The sequence below is a fragment of the Streptomyces sp. NPDC055189 genome (assembly GCF_053606765.1).
Genome location: NZ_JBSGSG010000102.1, coordinates 12,208 through 30,673 on the forward strand (window position 1 = coordinate 12,208; position 18,466 = coordinate 30,673).

Annotated in this window: 14 protein-coding genes; 6 read left to right on the plus strand and 8 right to left on the minus strand. The window is 68.2% G+C overall.

What is annotated here, in order from left to right; genetic code table 11:
* Positions 1 to 14: 14 nt before the first annotated feature.
* The gene (locus tag ACWFR3_RS40850) at positions 15 to 1,325 is read right to left on the minus strand and encodes an ABC transporter substrate-binding protein (RefSeq protein WP_453739783.1); all 1,311 of its coding nucleotides are present in this window, start codon (positions 1,323 to 1,325) and stop codon (positions 15 to 17) included.
* Positions 1,326 to 1,700: 375 nt separating this feature from the next.
* On the opposite strand from ACWFR3_RS40850, the gene ACWFR3_RS40855 reads away from it, so the two are divergent.
* Entirely contained in the window at positions 1,701 to 2,819 is a 1,119-nt protein-coding gene (locus tag ACWFR3_RS40855; protein WP_453739784.1) for a LacI family DNA-binding transcriptional regulator, read from the plus strand.
* 183 nt (positions 2,820 to 3,002) lie between these two features.
* On the opposite strand, the gene ACWFR3_RS40860 is transcribed toward ACWFR3_RS40855, so the two are convergent.
* Positions 3,003 to 4,481, minus strand: a complete 1,479-nt coding sequence (locus ACWFR3_RS40860; RefSeq protein WP_453739785.1) for a non-reducing end alpha-L-arabinofuranosidase family hydrolase — start codon at positions 4,479 to 4,481, stop codon at positions 3,003 to 3,005.
* Positions 4,482 to 4,961: 480 nt separating this feature from the next.
* Here ACWFR3_RS40860 and ACWFR3_RS40865 point away from each other — a divergent pair, with 480 nt between their 5' ends.
* The 3 genes from ACWFR3_RS40865 to ACWFR3_RS40875 all read left to right on the plus strand — a co-directional run bounded on the left by ACWFR3_RS40865 (position 4,962) and on the right by ACWFR3_RS40875 (position 7,208).
* The gene (locus ACWFR3_RS40865; RefSeq protein WP_453739786.1) at positions 4,962 to 6,398 is read left to right on the plus strand and encodes an endo-1,4-beta-xylanase; all 1,437 of its coding nucleotides are present in this window, start codon (positions 4,962 to 4,964) and stop codon (positions 6,396 to 6,398) included.
* A gap of 155 nt (positions 6,399 to 6,553) precedes the next feature.
* Entirely contained in the window at positions 6,554 to 6,745 is a 192-nt protein-coding gene (locus ACWFR3_RS40870) for a DUF4236 domain-containing protein (RefSeq protein WP_190086019.1), read from the plus strand.
* 106 nt (positions 6,746 to 6,851) lie between these two features.
* On the plus strand, positions 6,852 to 7,208 hold the full coding sequence (locus ACWFR3_RS40875; RefSeq protein ID WP_453739787.1) for a DUF3662 domain-containing protein: 357 nt from the start codon (positions 6,852 to 6,854) through the stop codon (positions 7,206 to 7,208).
* 43 nt (positions 7,209 to 7,251) lie between these two features.
* Here the strand turns inward: ACWFR3_RS40875 and ACWFR3_RS40880 are convergent, their stop codons facing one another.
* A complete protein-coding gene (locus ACWFR3_RS40880; RefSeq protein ID WP_453739788.1) occupies positions 7,252 to 8,544 on the minus strand; it encodes an ATP-binding protein in 1,293 nt (430 codons plus the stop codon).
* A gap of 426 nt (positions 8,545 to 8,970) precedes the next feature.
* Between ACWFR3_RS40880 and ACWFR3_RS40885 the strand changes: the two genes are divergently transcribed.
* Positions 8,971 to 9,945, plus strand: a complete 975-nt coding sequence (locus ACWFR3_RS40885) for an AraC-like ligand-binding domain-containing protein (RefSeq protein ID WP_453739789.1) — start codon at positions 8,971 to 8,973, stop codon at positions 9,943 to 9,945.
* Here the strand turns inward: ACWFR3_RS40885 and ACWFR3_RS40890 are convergent.
* From ACWFR3_RS40890 to ACWFR3_RS40910, 5 genes are all read right to left on the minus strand, one after another.
* Positions 9,909 to 10,718, minus strand: coding sequence for a carbohydrate ABC transporter permease (locus tag ACWFR3_RS40890; protein ID WP_453739795.1), 810 nt, complete (start codon positions 10,716 to 10,718; stop codon positions 9,909 to 9,911). The genes ACWFR3_RS40885 and ACWFR3_RS40890 overlap by 37 nt on opposite strands.
* Before the next feature lie 78 nt (positions 10,719 to 10,796).
* Entirely contained in the window at positions 10,797 to 11,765 is a 969-nt protein-coding gene (locus ACWFR3_RS40895) for a carbohydrate ABC transporter permease (protein WP_453739790.1), read from the minus strand.
* A complete protein-coding gene (locus ACWFR3_RS40900) occupies positions 11,758 to 13,011 on the minus strand; it encodes a sugar ABC transporter substrate-binding protein (protein ID WP_453739791.1) in 1,254 nt (417 codons plus the stop codon). The genes ACWFR3_RS40895 and ACWFR3_RS40900 overlap by 8 nt, the downstream gene beginning before the upstream one ends.
* A gap of 202 nt (positions 13,012 to 13,213) precedes the next feature.
* Positions 13,214 to 14,002: an alpha/beta hydrolase gene (locus tag ACWFR3_RS40905; protein ID WP_453739792.1), complete on the minus strand. Its 789-nt coding sequence runs from the start codon at positions 14,000 to 14,002 to the stop codon at positions 13,214 to 13,216.
* A 29-nt stretch (positions 14,003 to 14,031) separates the two neighbouring features.
* Positions 14,032 to 16,776, minus strand: a complete 2,745-nt coding sequence (locus ACWFR3_RS40910) for a helix-turn-helix transcriptional regulator (protein WP_453739793.1) — start codon at positions 16,774 to 16,776, stop codon at positions 14,032 to 14,034.
* Between the two features lie 761 nt (positions 16,777 to 17,537).
* Here ACWFR3_RS40910 and ACWFR3_RS40915 point away from each other — a divergent pair.
* On the plus strand, positions 17,538 to 18,374 hold the full coding sequence (locus tag ACWFR3_RS40915) for an alpha/beta fold hydrolase (protein WP_453739794.1): 837 nt from the start codon (positions 17,538 to 17,540) through the stop codon (positions 18,372 to 18,374).
* Positions 18,375 to 18,466: the final 92 nt, after the last annotated feature.

Consider the following 18,466-nt stretch of genomic DNA (forward strand, 5'->3'; position numbering starts at 1 on the left):
CGGTGCCGTGCGCGTCAGCCGACGGCCTTCTTGACGCGTTCGTCGGTGGTCTTCCATGCCTTGGCCGGGGCCGTGCCGTTCTCGACCAGCTGCAGGCCCTGCGAGAAGGCGTCCTTGATGGTGCCGTCCTTACGGCCGAGCACCTGCTCGGCGGGCACCCCGTTGGCGGCCGCTCCGAAGATCTGGCCGGTCGGGGCGTCCGCGAAGTACTCCGACTTGGCGTTCTTCACCTTCGGGTCCTCGAGCGCGGCTTTGGAGGACGGGAAGTTGCCCAGCTCCTCGAAAAGGTAGGCCTGCTGCTCGGGGGCGGTCAGCCACGCCACGAGCTTCTTGGCCTCGTCCTTCACCGGGCTCTTCTCGGTGACCCCGAGGAAGGAGCCGCCCCAGTTGGCACCCTTGGGGGCCTTGGCGACGTCCCACTTTCCCTTGTTGGCGTCCCCGGCCTTGTCGCTGATGTGCGCGAGCATCCAGGCCGGGCAGACCGTGGTGGCGAAGGTGCCGTTGGCGAGACCGGGGTCCCAACCGGGCTGGAACTGAGGCAACTTGGCGGTCAGCTTCTTCTGGGCGGCCTCGGACGCCAGGTCCCAGGCCTCCTTGATCGCCGGATTGGTCTTGTAGATCAGCTCGCCGGACTTGTCGTAGTACTGCTCCGAGTTGCCGTAGACCATGGCGTTGAACAGGCCGGAGGCCGAGTCCAGGTACGAGACCTTCTCGTTCTTGTTGCCCTTGGCGAACTTCTCGCCGGTCTCGAGGTACTTGGCCCAGTCCCCCGCCCACAGCTTGCCGACCTTCTCGCGGTCCGTGGGCAGCCCGGCCTGCTCGAACAGGTCCTTGCGGTAGCAGACCGCCATCGGGCCGGTGTCCGTACCCAGGCCCAGGACCTTGCCGTCCTTCGTGGTGATCTGGGCCTGCTTCCACGGCTGGAAGTGCTCGGTGCCTTTGGTGCCGTCGAAGTCGGTGAACTTGTCGGCCTGCGTCTCGGTTATCTCCTTGGCGCGCCCCACCTCGATGCCCTGGATGTCCTTGAGGCCGGAGCCGCTGGCGAGGTGGGTCTGCAGGGCGGTGTAGTAGGTCTGCTCGTCGCCGGCCGCGTCGACCTTGACGGTGACGTCGGGGTTCTCCTTCTCGTACTGCTTGATCAGGCCGGTCTCCTTGAAGCCCATCACGCCGTACAGGCCCATGGTGATGGTGACCTTGCCGTCCTTGACGCCCCCGCCGGTGGCGCTTCCGCCCCCTCCGCCGCAGCCCGCGACCAGGGTTGCTGCCGCCGTACAGGCCAGCATGGCTGTCACTCTTGTACGCAGTTTCCGCTCGACCTTGAGCATGAACGTCCTCCCTGAGACGGCGCCGACGCACCCGTGGCGCGAGTCGGCCCGAGATGCGGCCGCCCGCGGCAGATGTAGCCAAGTTCCCAGCTCAGAGCGGGTTTTCCGGCGGCCGTCGAACCTGGTTCGAGGTCTGTGGCGGACCTGCTGAAGAGTTGGTGGGAACGTGCCCACTGGATGAGGGAAGACTGTAGGCCCGACAACTGCTGTGTCAAGAAGTCGAATTCAGCTCGTTTCCACCTCGTTACCGATGAACACTTCCGGAAGGCACTGCGCGGCGGGCAGAGTCAGGGCGGCAGCTGGCAGAATGCGCAGGCCGGGAGGGTCGAGCGCCCGACAGGACGGCTGTAGAGGCGAACAGGAGGATCCGGGACGATGAGCGGCGACACCACACGAGAGGCGCCGGGCCGCGAAGGGAGCGGTAGCAGAGAGGCGCGACCCGACATCCAAGGACTGGGCCCGGAGCACGGACAGGGCACGGCATCCGGCTCCCGCCCGACGATCAAGACCGTGGCGGCCCGGGCCGGTGTCGGACGCACCACCGTCTCCCGCGTGGTGAACGGCTCGGAGCTGGTCAGCGAGAAGGCCAGGGAGGCCGTACTCAGCGCCATCGCGGAACTCGGCTACGTGCCCAACTCGGTCGCCCGCGGCCTGGTCACCCGCCGCACCAACGCCGTCGCCCTGGTCATCCCCGAGTCCGAGAGCCGACTCGGCTCGGAGCCCTACTTCTCGGCGGTGATCCGCGGGGTGAGCGCCGCGCTCGCCGACACGCGCACCCAGCTCCAGCTTATGCTCGTCCGTGACCAGGCCGAACGCGACCAGCTCACCCAGTCCGTCGCCGAACGCCGGGTCGACGGCGTGCTGTTGGTCTCGGTGCACGAACACGACGACCTGCCGAGCCTGCTGGAATCCGCCGGCCTGCCGACCGTCCTGGCGGGCCGCCGCCGCGAGGACGATCCGCTCAGTTACGTCTGCGCCGACAACCGGGGCGGGGCCGCCGCCGCCGTGCGTCATCTCCTGGACCGCGGCCGGCGCCGCATCGCCACCGTCGCGGGCCCCCAGGACATGGAAGTGGGCCGCAGCCGTCTGCGCGGCTGTCAAGAAGCCCTCGTCCAGGCCGGCATCCCGGCCGAAGAACACCTGGTCGCCGTCGGCGACTTCACCGAGGAAGGAGCCCGCGCGGCAATGCGTTCGCTACTTGAACGCGCCCCGGATCTGGACGCGGTGTTCGCCGCCTCCGACCTGATGGCCGCCGGCATCCTGCTCGAACTGCGCGCCCGGGGACGCCGCGTGCCGCAGGACGTCTCGGTCGTCGGATTCGAGGACTCCTACCTCGCCCGTCACACCAACCCGCCACTCACCACGGTCCGCCAGCCCACGGAAGAGATCGGCGGCACGATCGCGCGCACCCTCCTGTGCGAGATCGGGAACCCCGCCCTCCCCCGCACTCGGCTCGTGCTCGACACGGAGCTGGTGGTGCGGGAGTCGTCGTAGCCGCAGTCCGGCCCGGGGGCCGGCGCTACAGCCGGAACCCGCGGGAGCGGGGTCTCCGGCGACCTGGTCCGGTGGCTCTCCGAGGGTGAACTGACGCTGGCAGTCCCAGAGTTCGACACCGGCGTCAGCGGCGAGGACGACGCGATAGTGCGCTGTTGCCGGAGCCTGATGTGTGTCGTTCCGTCAGCGCTGGAGGGTCAACAGGCCCGGACGGTAGGGCAGGAGGCCGTAGTCGCCGTCGGAGCCGGGGCTGCGCCCCTGGTACAGGAACTGGAGGTTGCAGGGGTCGACGGTCATGGTCTGATCGGGGCTGGTGCGGATCAGCTCGCCATGGCTGATGTCATTGGTCCAGGTGGCGCCGCTGTTGGCCTTGCCGGCGAAGGGGTTGCTCTCGGTCGCGGCCTGGGGTGTCCAGGAGCCATTCAGGCTGGTGGCCGTGAACGAGCGGAAGTAGCGGCCCTGCGCGCCTATCGCCTCGACGATCATGAGGTAGCGGTTCCGGCCCTGCAGCTTGTAGACCTGCGGGGCTTCGAACAGGTTGTTCGTCGTATCGCTCATGACCACGGTCGAGTTCGTGCCGAAGCTGCCCGGGAAGTTCCCGATCGGCATGCTGGCCCGGTAGACCTTGCCGTTGTCACCGGCGAAGAACAGGTACATGTTCGTTCCGTCACCGATGAGCGTCTGGTCGATGGGGCCCGTGCCGGAGCCGGAGATGCTTCCGGAGAAGAGCACCTGCGGGGACGACCAGCCGTTGGGGTTGGTGGGGTCGCTCGACGTCCGGTACGAGAAGGCAGTCCCGCCCCATTGGTAGGCAAGCACCCAGATGTTCTTCGGGGCGAAGTAGAAGAGCGTGGGCGCGACAGTGGAGCTCGACATCGCGTTCTGGCCGGCCGAGGCCATCTGCGACCAGTCGCCGAACAGGTTGAAGTTCATCGAACCCCAGCTCGTCCCCGTGTCGTGCGTCGTCGCGTAGACGAGTTGTTTGCCGTTGTAGGGGACGACGGTGAAGTCCTTGAGCGACACCCACCCCTGCTTGGGCTGCGCCAGCGCGCCCGTCGACGTCCAGCGGTAGGAGGACGGAAGGTCGCACGGGGCGGAGGTGTCGTCGCCGACCTTGACCAGCTTCCACTGCTGGTTGGTGCCGCCCCAGTCGTCGTACTGGACGATGTTCGCGCTGTCGGCCGTGGAGGCGCCCTGCACTTCGAGGGCCTTGTTGCTGTGGCGCGAGATCAGCCGCACGTAGCCGTCCGAGCTGTCGGCCAGTCGCCACTGCTGGTTGGTGGCGTTCATGTCGGCCCACTGGACGATCGAACCGCCGTTCGCGGTGGCCCAGTTGTGGACGTCGAGCACCTTGCCGGAGAGGCGGGACTTGACGCGGTAGTAGCCGCCCCCGGAATCGACGAACTGCCATTGCTGCTGGCTCTGGTCGTTTCGGGTCCACTGGGTGATACGGGCGCCGTCGCCGGTCGCCATGTTGTAGACGTCAAGGGCCTTGCCGCTGTTGCGATTGACCAGCACGTACGAGGCGTTGGTGTCCACTGTCGCCGCTTCGGCGGGCTGGGCACCAAGGAAGGCCGCCACGAGCAGCAGCGGTGACAGGACTGCGAGTAAGCGTCTGAGCAGCCGTCGCGGATGGGCCGAGGACGGGTGACGAGACCGCATCAAAGGGCTCCTTGGGGTGGGGGTGACCCCGGTACAGCGGACCGGCCGTGCGGGGCAGGGACAGTTCCGAAAAATTTTCGGAATGCTTCCGGATTCCGTGACGCCACAAGCTAGGAATACGCGGCCCTGCGGTCAAGCCCTCTCACGGATCTGTCTGCAAACAGTGGGTTGCCCTACGGGGTGGGGAGCAAAAACTCAGGTGACAGCGGTACATCGCCCGGCCTGCTGAAGTTCCGCAAGTTTCGTCAGATGAACGGAAACTGTAGCTGCGAGGAGTATTGACGCTGCACCGTCAATGCCCCAATCTCCCTGTCTGAGGAGCCGATCGCGGTTCGATATTTCGACTGCCGCCCATCCCGGGCACCCAGTGCCGTACGACAGATCCGCGCACCAACGCTCCAACTGCTCCCGGCTCTTCGCACTGCCCTGCCCGAACCCGCGCGTCAGTCCTTCCTCGATGTCTCTCCAGGAGATACACCTATGAGTTTGTATGCCCCCACCAGACCCCCTGCCCGACGGAAGACCCGCGGCCTGGTGTTATCGCTGGTCGCCGGCCTCGTCGGTGCGGTACTTGCAGTGGCCCCGGCGCCGCCCGCATTCGCGGCAGAGAGTGCGGCCGAGAGCACGCTCGGCGCCGCGGCCGCCCAGAGCGGCCGCTACTTCGGCACTGCCATCGCCTCGGGCAGGCTGGGCGACTCGGCGTACACGTCGATCGCGGGCCGCGAGTTCAACTCGGTGACGGCCGAGAACGAGATGAAGATCGACGCCACCGAACCCCAGCGGGGCCAGTTCAACTTCACCGCCGGTGACCGCGTCTACAACTGGGCGGTGCAGAACGGCAAGAAGGTACGCGGCCACACCTTGGCCTGGCACTCCCAGCAGCCCGGCTGGATGCAGAACCTCAGCGGCAGCACGCTGCGCCAGGCGATGATCGACCACATCAACGGCGTGATGGGCCACTACAAGGGCAAGATCGCGCAGTGGGACGTGGTGAACGAGGCCTTCGCCGACGGCAGTTCGGGCACCCGGCGCGACTCCAACCTGCAGCGCACCGGCAACGACTGGATCGAGGTCGCCTTCCGCACCGCGCGCGCCGCCGACCCGGCCGCAAAGCTCTGCTACAACGACTACAACGTCGAGAACTGGACCTGGGCCAAGACCCAGGCCATGTACAACATGGTCAAGGACTTCAAGCAGCGAGGCGTGCCGATCGACTGCGTCGGCTTCCAGTCGCACTTCAACAGCGGCAGCCCCTACAACAGCAACTTCCGCACCACGCTGCAGAGTTTCGCCGCCCTTGGTGTCGACGTGGCCATCACCGAACTCGACATCCAGGGCGCCCCGTCCACGACGTACGCCGACGTGACCAAGGACTGCCTCGCCGTCTCGCGCTGTCTCGGCATCACCGTCTGGGGGGTGCGCGACTCCGACTCCTGGCGACCGGAGCACACACCGCTGCTGTTCAACGCCGACGGCAGCAAGAAGCCCGCCTACACCGCTGTCCTCGACGCGCTCAACGGCGGCTCCACCACGCCCCCCGCGGACGGGGGTCAGCTCAAGGGCGTCGCTTCGGGCCGCTGCCTGGACGTGCCCGGCTCCGGTACCGCCGACGGCACCCAGCTCCAACTGTGGGACTGCTCCAACGCCAGCAACCAGCAGTGGACGTACACCACCGCCGGCGAACTGAAGGTCTACGGCAACAAATGCCTGGATGCCGGTGGCACCGGCAATGGCGCCAAGGTCCAGATCTACAGCTGCTGGGGCGGCGACAACCAGAAATGGCGGCTCAACTCCGACGGATCCATCGTCGGCGTCCAGTCCGGCCGCTGCCTCGACGCCGCCGGCACCGGCAACGGCAGCGCGATCCAGCTCTACTCCTGCTCGAACGGCAACAACCAGCGCTGGACCCGCACCTGAGGGTGGTCGAACCAACGCCTGAGGCACGGGGCCCCTCGCCCCGTCGAGGACATCACCGGCGGCCCGGGCCGCCGCCGGGGGTGCCCTCGTCACCCGTCGCGTACGTGAGGGGCGGCCCATTCCGGGTACCCGGAGACGGAGATGAGGAGGATTTCATGCCGCTCACGTTCCGCAAGAGCTTCCGGATACTTCCCGGCGTACAGCTGAACATCAACAAGCGCTCGTGGTCCCTCACCACAGGTGGCCGGCACGGCCCCCGCCGCACCCACAGCAGTACCGGTCGGCGCACCACGTCGATGGACCTACCGGGCCCGTTCGGCTGGCGCCGTACAACGAAGCGACGGTAAGAGGACGTCGCCTACGGCGCGCGCGGCGAGTCGATCCCATCACCCGTTTCCGTGCGTGCATCACGTCTGATCGGGAACCCGCCTCTGTATGGGAGGCATCAGTAACGTGGAGAAGACCCTGGAGAAGTGGACCGCCCCGCTGTGGGAGCGTCTGCTGCCCGCGCAACGGAACCAGCCAGAAGTGCTGGCCGAACTTCGCCAGACATGCGATGACAATACGGTCATCGTCGATCGGCAATGTGTGCTGGCACCCAACACCTACACGCTTGAGCTTCCGACAGATGCCCATCGGCGGCTGGCCAAGTACATGGAACAGGTGCAACGCCAGCTCGGCGCTCAGGTCTGCCGACACGCCGCTGAGCAGGGTTATACCTTTCCCGGCCCTGTCTCCGTGCAGGTACATGCGGCTCCAGACGACGCCGTCGGCCAGTTTCGTCTGTACAGCGCGGTCGATCCCAGCTGAGCGAACACCCGCGCATCGCCGACTGGAGCGCGTTCGACGCAGGTCAGAACCGGGCGTGCGTGGTGATGTCCGACTCGAACTGGTTGATCATCTGAGGCGTCACCGTGGGGCGGCTTTGGGCGATCGCCTCCAGGTAGTCCGCCGTGGTTGCTCCGGGCAGGACCCCTGCGACGGCCGATCGCCCGCCGACCGAGACGAGATCGCGCTCGAAGGAGCTCTGCGCGGCGATCCGGGCGGCGTGTTCGATGTCGGCGGGCGTGAACAGATCACTCGCTGCCACCAGTTCGTCGACGTCCACCTCTGGTCTGCCGTCGGTGTAGCGCGCCCAGATCGCCGCCCGGGCGGCCTTGTCCGGTGTGCTGATCGGGACCAGATAGTCGAAACGGCCGGGACGCAGGAAGGCCGGGTCCAGGGAGCGGATCGAGTTCGTCGCGCACACCAGGAGCCGTTCGTCACGCTCCCGGAAGCCGGGGATGAGCTTGAGCAGTTCGTTGGTCACCCCGTGCATCCCGCCGGGCTGCGCGGGTTCTTGGCGGACCGGCGCGATCTCCTCGACCTCGTCGATGAAGACCAGCACGCGTTCCAGGTCGGCGATCGCCGCGAACGCGGAGCGCAGCGCGGCGGCCAGGTTGCCGCCGTCGGCCAGTCGTGAGGGCAGGATCTCCACGAACGGCCAGCCCAGCCGCGAGGCGATGGCGCGCGCGAAGGTCGTCTTGCCGGTGCCCGGCGGGCCGAACAGGCCCACCGCCCTGGGCGGGCGCACACCGTGCAGTGCCGCACGCTCCGGTTCGGCGAGCGGCAGCACGATCCGCCGTTCGATCAGGTCCTTCTCGCGCTCCATGCCGGCCAGCCTGGCCCACAGGTCACCGGGCAGCAGTCGGCCGCCGAGGTCGTCGAGGACGCCGGCGGCAGGCCCCTGCACCGGCTCGGCCTTCTCGAAGTAGGCGACGGCAGGGCGACGGGTGTAGCCCGCGTTGAGCAGTCCCTCGCCGAACAGGTCTTCCTCGGGCAGGACATAGGCGATCCGCCCGACCCGCGCGGCGACCAGGCGGCGCTCCAGTTCGACCAGGAGGGCGCTGGCCAGGCCGCGCCCCCGCCAGGCCGGGGCGATCGCGATCCGCATCACCCAGGCCCGCTCCCCCGCCACACAGGCGAGGGCCGTCCCGATGGGTACGCCCTGGTGGACGGCGACGACGCCCGGCTGGCGGGATGTCAGGGCACTGATGCACTCCGCCACGGAGAAGACGGATTCCTGGCCGAGCTCGGCCGTCGTGTCCATCAGGTGGACCACCGCGGCGAGATCGCTCTCGCGGTAGTCGTGGATCAGCCAGTTCACAGGGCCCGCCCCTCGGTCGTTCTCGTTGTCGCGCCGGTGCGGCGAGGCTAGGGGCGCGGGAGGTCTCGGGTCGTGTGCCACAGTGCACAAAGCGCGTGGGGACGATGCTACGAACCGTCACTGGGCGCCGGTGTGCCGAACGTGCACGGCGTCGCGGGCCACAAGCCGGTACCGCATCACTGCGCCGAAGGGCGCCGGACCGAGCGCGCTGGGTCCGAAGGCAGGGGCAAGCGCGCCGATCGGGACGGGCAGCAGTCCAAGGGCCGCGCAGGCGGTGTCACTGCCCCGGCCGATCTAGCGGATTCACGCGATGTGCGGTTCAGGGCCTTCTGGCACGGTGTCTGGAAGGAACACCGGGTATTCGGTGATCCGGCAGTCCGACGACCGGATCCCAGCCGGCTGTCGATATCGCTCTCAAGGGGCCAGATGTCCGTCGTCCTTTCCACCGCAGAACTGTCCGCAGCAGATCGTAGCGAGCGCTGGCATGAAGCAGTGTCGCAGACGTTTGTCCCGCTCGATGTCAATATCCTGGAAGAAGATCCGTCACCAGGGAGGATCGTCACTTATCGCGTGGGTGCCACGCAGATATCCGACGTCCAGGCCGGCTCCCAGGAAGTGACGCGCAGCAAGCGCCTGATAGGCCGGGACGGCAAGGAATACCTCATACTCACGCTTCACCGCCGGGGAAGCGCCGTCAAGGAGCAGGACGGCAGGGAGTGCCTGATAGAGCCGGGAAGTTTCTCGATCTCTGATTCTTCTCGCCCTTTCAGGAAGAAAGTCGAAGGCAAGTTCCGTTTCACCTCCTTCCACTTCCCTCGAAAGGAGCTTCGCGTCCGGGACGAGGACCTGCACGCGTTGACCGCGAGGGCGTTCTCGGGCCATGACGGAAGTGCCGCACTGGTGGCGACCTATTTTGCGCAGATGGCGCGCGAAGGGGCAGGATTCGACGAAGTCGTCGGCCGTCAGTTCGTCGCCACCGGGCTCGACCTGCTGGCGCTCTTCATCAACGAGCGGCGCGGCCGCTTCACGCCTCAGGCTCCTGAAACCGCCACGGCCATGATGGTGCGGGTGAAGGGTCACATCTTGGAGAACCTCTCCGACCCGGACCTGTCACCCGCCACGATCGCCGCCGCTCACTTCATTTCGGTGCGTTACCTGCACAAGCTGTTCCAGCTGGAGGGAACCACCGTCGGCGAGTGGATCCGGGCGGAGCGGCTGACGCGGTGCCGTCGGGACCTGCTTCGGTCCCCGGCTCTGGGACTCGGGGTCGCGACCATCGCCCGGCGCTGGGGGTTCGTGAGCCCAAGCCATTTCAGCCGTGTTTTCCGTGCCGCTTATGGCGTAGCACCTCGTGACTGGCAGGTTCACGGCCTGTCCCGTGAGCGGCGCGGGGACGAGTGACGCCTTCCTGTCGGGCCAGCAGGCATACGGCGGGGCACGGGCCCTGGCCCCGTGACATATCGCTGTGCGACGACGAGCAGCAGCACGGCGGGGACGGACGCCATGACCGTGGTGGCCATGACGGCGTTCCACTGCTCGGTATGTGCGCCGAGGTACTGGTAGATGCCCAGGGTGATCGGCTGAACGGTCGGCGTGGTGGTCAGGGTGAGGGCGAAGAGGAAGTCGCTCCAGGTGAAGAGGAAAGTGAAGACGGCAGCAGTGATCAACGCGTTGGTGCTCAGCGGAAGCACCAACGAGCGGAAGACACGGACTCTGCCGGCTCCGTCTACGCGGGCGGCTTCGATGATCTCCCCGGGAATGGTCCTCATGAACGAATGCAGGATGATGAGCGCGAAGGGGGTCCCGGCGGTGGAGTCGGCGAGGATAAGGCCGAGGCGGGAGTTCAGGAGCCCCAGGTCGGTGTAAGCGCTGTAGAGCGCGTTGGCCACGACGATGCCCGGCACCATCTGTGTGATCAGGATGCCGAGAAGGATGAGGTTGGTTCCGGGGAGGGAGAACCGGGCCAGCGCGTAAGCCGCCGGCGCAGCCAGCCCGAGGCTCAGAGCCACGCTGCCGAGGGCGATGACGAGGCTGGTGAGAAGGTTGGGGCCTTGATCGCGCAGCGCGATGCCGTATCCGCTGACGTCCGGGTGAAGGGGGAACAGGCTTCCCCCGGGTGTGTGGCCCGCCGGCTGGAGGGAGGCGTTCACCATCCAGTAGACGGGAAACAGCATGAGTGCGAGCAGGACGATCCCCAGGACGGTGAAGGACAGCCGGCCGCGGCTCGATGAGGGCTTCACGGGGGCCGTCTCTCAGAGGGTCAGCGCACGCCGGTTGGCGCGCAGATGGATGAGGGCGAACACGAGCGAGAAGACGATGAGCACGTTGCTCAGCACGGCACCGCGCCCGAACTCGTACTGCTGGAAGGACAGCTCGTAGGCCCGCGTGGCGATGGTCTCCGTGGCCCCCGCCGGTCCTCCGCCCGTCACCACGAGGATGATGTCGAGCACTTTGACCGTGTAGACCACGCCCAGCACCAGGACGACGCTCGCCACGGGCCGCAGCAGCGGCCATGTGACATGCCGGAACGACTTGACCGCTCCGGCACCGTCCAGCTTCGCCGCCTCGTACAGGTGCGCGGGGATGTCCTGCAGGCCGCCGTACAGGATCGCGGTGTTGAAGGGGATTCCGACCCAGATGTTGATGAGGATCACCGACACCAACGCCTCTGAGGTTCCGGTGAGCCAGGGGACGCCCGACGACGACAGGTAGAGGCCGCGCAGCGCCGCGTTGACGACGCCGGTGTCGGGGTCGAGCATCCACCTCCACGTCGTTGCGGAGACCACCAGGGGAAGCAGCCACGGCAGCAACAGGAGCGATCGCAGCACGCGGCCGAGCGGGAACCGATGCTGGAAGAACAGTGCCATGGCCAGACCGCACACGAACTGTCCGAGGATCGATCCGGCCGTGAACAGCATCGTGGTGATCACGGCCCGGGAGAACAGATCCGCCGAAAGAACGTCTGCGTAGTTCCGCAGTCCCACGAACGGAGCGTGCCCCGTGTAGAACGTGGTGGTCGTGTACTGCTGGAAACTCATCACGATGTTCTTGACGAGCGGGTATCCGAAGAACAGCAGCAGGTACGCCCCGGCGGGCACGACGAACAACCACTGGGCCAGCCGGTCCCCGGAGCGTACCCGCGGTGCGCTGCGGGCCCTCGCGTCGGCCGGGTCCTCGTCCCGGCCGGTGCCCGTCCGCAAGGCGAGAGACCGGTCAGTCACTCGTCGCGATCTCTTGCGCATGCCTGAGAGCTTCCTCCGGTGTCTGCTCGCCCGTCAGTGCGGACTGGATCGCGGTGTAGATCCCGGTCGCCGCCTTGGGCCACCTGACGCCGAGTTCGCCGGTACGCACGCGTGCCCCTTCCACGCTGTCGACGAAGACGGCCATGGCCGGGTCCTGCTCGGCGTAGCGGGCGGCGACCGCGGTGCGGGACGGCACGGTGAAGTGCTGCTCTGCCAGGGTGAGCGTGTTGGGGGCGCTGTTCAGGCACGCGAGGACCTCAGCAGCCTTCTCCTGCCGGTCCTTGGAAGAGTTCTGCGGGACCGTCCACACCTCGCCGCCCAGGGGCGTGATGGGGGCCTGCCCCGCTCGAGGAACGGGAACGGGGGCCACCCCCCAGTTCATGTTTTTGTCGTTGTTCAGGGCAGCGATCCGCCAGGGCCCGTTGATCATCATCGCCGTCCGGCCGGCGGCGAACTGATCGTGGACGTCGGCCTGTGTCCAGTTCAGCACCGACTTCGACATGGAGCCGCTCCTCACCAAGTCGACCCACAGGCGGAGCGCTTGCGCGGCCTGCGGAGTGTCCAGCTGCTTCTCGTGCCCGCCGTTGGTCCACAGGAACGGCAGGAACTGCCAGCTGCTTTCGAACGTGGCGTTCGCGTCGACCGCCATGCCGTAGCGCCCCTGCCGGGTCAACCCGGCGGCCGCCTCTTTGAGTTCGTCCCAGGTTCTCGGCACGGCGACACCGGCCTCGGCGAGCATGTCCTTGTTGTAGAAGAGGGCGACCGTGCTGACGTAGGGGGCAAGACCGTACACCTTTCCCTCGTACGTGCCCGCCGACAGGATGCCCTCGGCGAAGCCGCTGGTGTCGATGCCGTACTGGTTCAGCGGGGTCAACGCGCCGGTCCGGGCGACCTGCTGAAGGTCGGCGTTGTCCAGCATGAGGAGGTCGGGAAGAGTCCGCGACGATGCCTGCCGCAGGACCCTGGGGACGAGGGAGGCCGGTGGAACGCTCGTGTGCTCGACCCTGACTCCGGCGGCCTTGCCGCACGCCGTGAGCACTTCGTTCCACTGCGTGTGCTCGGACCGCTGGGTGTAGTAATCGAGCACGGTGATGGAGGTGACCTTGCCGGTGGCGGGGCCGGCACCGGCTCCGCCGACGCACCCGGGCACGGCCAGTACCAAGGCCACGACTCCCGCCAGGCGGGCGGCGATACGCCGCACCGGGCGTCCGGCCGGTGAGATCATGCGAGTGCCTTTGCAGTGTGACCCTGTGCGAGCCGGGGACGGTGTCGCAAGGACTGCGGACTCGTGGGGCGGTCAGGGTGGCCCGAACCGGCGGCTTCTGTTCGAATGCATCATAAACACCCCGCCGGAACGTGCCGCGGGGCGCACTGCCGGTTGACTGCCGCGCGGGGTTTTCGGCAGCGGTTCCCCGTCGCCGCCTCGGTCATCGTCCCTGCTGCGCCGCCTCCCGGATCATCGCCGCCACGGCACCGGACTGCGACAGCACAACGGCGTGTGACCCCTCCAGCACGTGCTCGGTGGCCGCCATGCGTTGCGCCATGAAGCGCTGGGCGGTGGGGTTGAGAATGCGGTCCGCGTTCGCGATGGCGTACCAGGACGGCTTGGAGGCCCATGCGGGCGGGCCCGAACGGCCGGTCAGTGCGTTGCAGGCGATCGGGCGTTGCGTCACGGACATCAGCTTCGTGGCTGTGGGCGACAGATCGGCGGCGTAGACCTGAGGGAACAGTTCCTGGCGGATGTACAGCTCGCTGTCCGGGTCGTCGGGAGTCCGAGTCGGCAGAGCGGCGGTGTAGGTCGCGTCGGCGACGGGCGCCGGGGCGAAGCGGTTCATGACGTCCAGGACGCACTCGCCCGCGTCGAGACCGAACGCTGCGACGTAGCACAGAGCCACGACGTTGTCGGCGTCGGCGGCGGCTTGGGTGATGACCGCGCCGCCGTAGTCGTGGCCGACCAGGACGACAGGCGTGTCGATGTCCCGCAGCATGCTCCTGACGTAAGCGGCGTCCTGCGCCAGACCGCGCAGCGGATTGGCCGGTGCCCGAACGGTCAGTCCGTCGGCCTGGAGCAGGCTGATGATGCCCGCCCACGACGAGGCGTCGGTGAACGCACCATGCACGAGCACGATGGTCGGGAGCGAGGAACGGGGTGCGTGCATGCCGGTGGCCTCCGACTGTGTGGGGATGCCCCAGTCGTACGCGAACAGGTCCGGCACCGCATCGCGTGAACGTACCAATGTATTTCTCAGCTGTCGGGCAGCGCCATGACCGCGTTGGCCAGCTGCACCCGGGAGTTGATCTCCAGTTTGCGGAAGACGGATGTCAGGTGGGTGTTGACCGTGTGCGGGGAGACCACGAGCAGTTCCGCGGCCGACCGATTGGTGTGGCCCTGAGCGATCAGGCGCGCGATCTTCTTCTCCGAGGCCGTGAGAGCGCCCCATCCCTGCACGGGGCGCCGGGCGGGCGCTGTCCCGACGCCGGCGGCGCCCGAGCCCTGCATAGCCTGCCGCACACGTGCCGCGGCGGCGTGGGCGCCCGCATCGGCGTACGTGTCGTGGGCGTGGGTCAGTGCGGCCACAGCCTGTTGCTCGCGGCCCGCCGACAGGAGTGCCCTTCCGAGGTCCGCGGACGCGGCCGCGCGGACCAGCGCGCGGGGGCCGGCGTCGAGCAGTTCCACGGAGCGTTCGAGCAGGGCGAGATCGTTCTTCACGAGTCCGAGGGCTTGTGCCGCGACACCCGTGGCGGTCGGTACGGCAGGGTTGCGTCCGGCATGGACTTCGGCCTGTGCGGCGAGGTCCGCGGCAAGCTCGTGGTCCGCGGCGCTCAAGGCCATGCGTATCGCACAGTCGACCCAATCGCGCAGGAGCCGCCAGCGCATGAAGGCCCCTACCTGCTGCACTTGCCGGACCTTGGATACGGAAAGGTCCACATCCCCGTCCGCCTCGGCGTGCACCGCTTCCAAAAAGAGCACGGCGGCGGTATTGCCCGCATTCGGCTTGGCCGCCAGCCTTTCCCGCGCCGCGACCAGATGCTCCCGTGCCGTTTCCCGGTCACCGCGCAAAAGGGCGATCCGGGAGCGGATCACGCGTCCGTTCACCTGCTGGACGGGGACCCCCACCTCGTCTTCCAGGCGTTCCATGGTCAGGAAAGCGGCGTCGGCGTCGTCGAGCCGGCCGAGGCCGAGATCATGCTGACCCTGGGCCCACAGCATCATCGCCTGACGCGGCGCGCCCGCCTCCGTCGCCCGCAGGAGCAGCCGTTGCCCGGTCTCGAAGTCGTCCACGTGCAGGTGCGCGACGATCTCTTCGGGCAGGAAGGCGGAATCGATGGCGCTCAACGCAGCGAAACGTTCCAGCGCGACCGCGTTCTCACCGGCGTTCTGCGCGATCTCGCCGAGCCCGGACAGGGCCAGCACGTGTGCCTCCCGGTCGCCGACCGCGGTGGCGTGATGCAGTGCGCTCTCGCCCGCCTCCCGCGCTGCGGCCAGATCGTGCTCACGCGACAGGGCAAGGGTGCGCAGGGCGGCCAGCCTCGCCGCGATCTCCGGGAGGGCGCCGGCCAGGGCAAGGGCGGCTTCGGTCCGGCGGCGCAGTTCACCGGCCAGGTCCATGCTCCACAGCGTCCCGCCGAGGGCGGCCTGCAGCCGGCTGAAGACCTCCAGCGGTGGCCGCGCGGCCAGTAGCTCGTCCCCCGTGGACAGAGCCTCCCGGCTCCTGCCCGCTCGGGTCAGGACAAGTATCGTCTGCTCACCCACTGCGAACCTCAGCGGCCCTGCCGACGGCACCAAGGCCAGGGCACGGGTCACAAGATCGGCCGCGAGGTCCGGGGTGACCGCCAGTACGTCATCGGCCGCGCGCCGCAGCAGCGCCACGGCCTCCTCGTCTCCGGGCAGGGCACCCAGGAGCACGTGGGGCACCGCGTCGATCGGCTGGTGTCCCGAGGCGACCAGGACACGTGCGGCTTCTCGGTGCAGTGCTTTGCGGGCCGACGGCAGGATGTCGGCGTAGACCGCCTGGCGCAGGAGGTCATGCCTGAAGGCCAGGTGCTCGCCGTCATCGTCGAGGAGCCCCGCGCGAACGGCTTCCTCGAGCGCCGCGATGAGTGTGGCGGGCGCCCGGCCGCAGAGTGCGGCGGCGCCCTGCAAGCCGAAGGTGCGTCCCAAAACCGCGCCCATCTGCAGGAAACGCAGTGTGTCGGGCTTCATGGACCGGAGTCTGCTGCGGACGCCCACCACGAGTCCCGGGGGCACGACGTTGTCCGTCGCCTCGGCGGTGCGCAGGCCCGCGAGCATCTCGACGGCCAGAAACGGGTTCCCGCCCGCTCCGTCGAGGAGTTCACGGACCTGCTCGTCGACCGCTGCCCCCAGTGCGTCGTCGGCCAGTTGAGCGATGGCCTGGCCGGTCAAGGGGCCCAAGGGCACAGTGACGGTCGTGAGGCTACCGGCCGCGGCCGCGAGGATCTCCTCTGCCGGGCCCGCGGGGTCCCGTCGCCCGGTCAGTATCCACAGCACCGGCGAAGTCCGCAGACGCGCCGGAAGCTGCTGCAGGGCGAACCGGCTCAGCGGGTCGGCCCATTGCACGTCGTCCAGACCGATCAGTACCGGCATGCCGCCCGCTCTGGCTTCGATCACTTCGGCCAGGCGTTCCACCAGCCAGATCCGCTGGTCGTGGTTGCGGGCGAGGTCGGCGAAGACATCGCCGGACAACAGCGGCTGTTCACCTTGCAGGACGCAGGCCGCCAACGACGACAGCGGCACGATGTGGTGCAGTTCATCGGCCTTGCCGACACTGGCGGAGAACCCTGCGGCCCTGGCCTGGGAGACGACTTCGGCGAGCAGCGTGGTCTTGCCGATACCGGGTTCGCCCTGGATGAGTGCCAACCCACTGCTCGCGGTGCGGGCCACGCGGCTGATCAGTGCCTCGAGCTCTGCGAGCTCCGCCTCCCGTCCGCGCAGACCGTTACGGGACAGCGGCCCGCCTGCTCCTGCCATCCTCAGGACCCACTCCGAGCGCACCCGCCTGCCGAAGCTGCTCTTCCACCACGCCGACGGGTGGCGCCGCTCTCCCGCGGGCCACGCATTCCGGCCACCCGGCCCCGGGTGACCGCAGCCCCGCCCGAGACATCTGCCGGGTCCGCGGGCGCGGCAAGAGACCGCGTGCCGCGTCGACCCGAATGTCCGCCGACCGGGAACCGGACCGAATCGATCGCAAGGGTCACAGGCACCTCCAGCCGGTCGCGTGTCGAGACCGACGACCACCGCACAAACGGCCGAGCCGACACCGCGTCCACCCACACGGGACGCCTCGCGCCACCGCCACGATGACCGCAGAGCAACTGCAGTCAAGCGTTGTGCTGGTGGACACTTGTCTCTGCGTGCACTCTAACGGTTCCCTGAGCGCACCCGGACGGCTGCACCACCATGGTCTGTCGACCGGTACGGCGCTGTGTCCGCCCCCGGCGAGCGCGATGGGCCGGCCCGGTAGGAGGGACCGTTACGGCGGTGACCGACGTGACGGCCGGGTACAAGACTCCTGCCTGCTGGGCACCTCGCACTGCCAGGCAAGAAGCAATGCACTCCAGAGCAACACGGAACGAGATGCCCGGATTAGCGTGATGCCGTCCCGTGCCGCACATGCCGCGAACGGCTGGGCGTCGGCCACCCAAGAGCCGATCCCGTCCGCACGACGCCCCGCCTCACCGAGTCGGAGCACGTCTCTGCGCGCACCAGTCACTCTGAACGAAGGAAAAGCCTTGCCGTACATCACCGTAGGTCGGGAGAACTCCACCAGCATCGACCTCTACTACGAGGACCATGGCACCGGACAGCCGGTTGTCCTGATCCACGGCTTCCCGCTCAACGGGCACTCCTGGGAACGGCAGAGCGCCGCGCTGCTGGACGCGGGCTACCGCGTGATCACGTACGACCGTCGCGGCTTCGGACAGTCCAGCCAGCCGACGACCGGCTACGACTACGACACCTTCGCGGCCGACCTGAACACCGTGCTGGACACGCTCGGCGTGCAGGACGCCGTCCTGGTCGGGTTCTCCATGGGCACCGGAGAGGTCGCCCGGTATGTGTCCACCTACGGTTCCGCGCGGATCGCCAAGGTCGCCTTCCTCGCCTCGCTGGAACCCTGGCTGCTCAAGACCGACGACAACCCTGACGGAGCCGCTCCCAAGGAGTTCTTCGACGGCGTCGTCGCGGCCGTCAAGGCGGACCGCTACGCGTACTACACCAACTTCTACAAGGACTTCTACAACCTCGACGAGAACCTCGGCTCGCGCATCAGCGAGGAGGCCGTGCGCAACAGCTGGAACGTCGCGGCAGGCGGTGGATTCTTCGCCGCGGCCGCCGCGCCGTCCACCTGGTACACCGACTTCCGGGCCGACATCCCCGCCATCGACGTGCCGGCCCTGATCCTGCACGGCACGGGCGACCGGATTCTGCCGGTCGAGGCGACAGGACGGCCGTTCCACAAGGCACTGCCCTCCGCCGACTACGTGGAGATCGAGGGCGCCCCGCACGGCCTGTTGTGGACCCACGCGGAGGAGGTCAACAGCGCGCTCCTCGCCTTCCTGAGGAAGTGAGGCCGCGCCGCGCCCCCCCCTCCGGGCCGGGGGGAAGCTCCGGCCCGCGGGTCACCCGGCCACGGGAGACCCGACGCCGGCCCCCCCGGGGC

What these genes read in the sequence shown, in the direction of transcription:
- ACWFR3_RS40850 (WP_453739783.1), bottom strand. Translation starts at nt 1,325, where the DNA reads ATGCTCAAGGTCGAGCGGAAACTGCGTACAAGAGTGACAGCCATGCTG.
- ACWFR3_RS40855 (WP_453739784.1), top strand. Translation starts at nt 1,701, where the DNA reads ATGAGCGGCGACACCACACGAGAGGCGCCGGGCCGCGAAGGGAGCGGT.
- ACWFR3_RS40860 (WP_453739785.1), bottom strand. Translation starts at nt 4,481, where the DNA reads ATGCGGTCTCGTCACCCGTCCTCGGCCCATCCGCGACGGCTGCTCAGA.
- ACWFR3_RS40865 (WP_453739786.1), top strand. Translation starts at nt 4,962, where the DNA reads ATGAGTTTGTATGCCCCCACCAGACCCCCTGCCCGACGGAAGACCCGC.
- ACWFR3_RS40870 (WP_190086019.1), top strand. Translation starts at nt 6,554, where the DNA reads ATGCCGCTCACGTTCCGCAAGAGCTTCCGGATACTTCCCGGCGTACAG.
- ACWFR3_RS40885 (WP_453739789.1), top strand. Translation starts at nt 8,971, where the DNA reads ATGTCCGTCGTCCTTTCCACCGCAGAACTGTCCGCAGCAGATCGTAGC.
- ACWFR3_RS40890 (WP_453739795.1), bottom strand. Translation starts at nt 10,718, where the DNA reads ATGCTGTTTCCCGTCTACTGGATGGTGAACGCCTCCCTCCAGCCGGCG.
- ACWFR3_RS40900 (WP_453739791.1), bottom strand. Translation starts at nt 13,011, where the DNA reads ATGATCTCACCGGCCGGACGCCCGGTGCGGCGTATCGCCGCCCGCCTG.
- ACWFR3_RS40910 (WP_453739793.1), bottom strand. Translation starts at nt 16,776, where the DNA reads ATGGCAGGAGCAGGCGGGCCGCTGTCCCGTAACGGTCTGCGCGGACGG.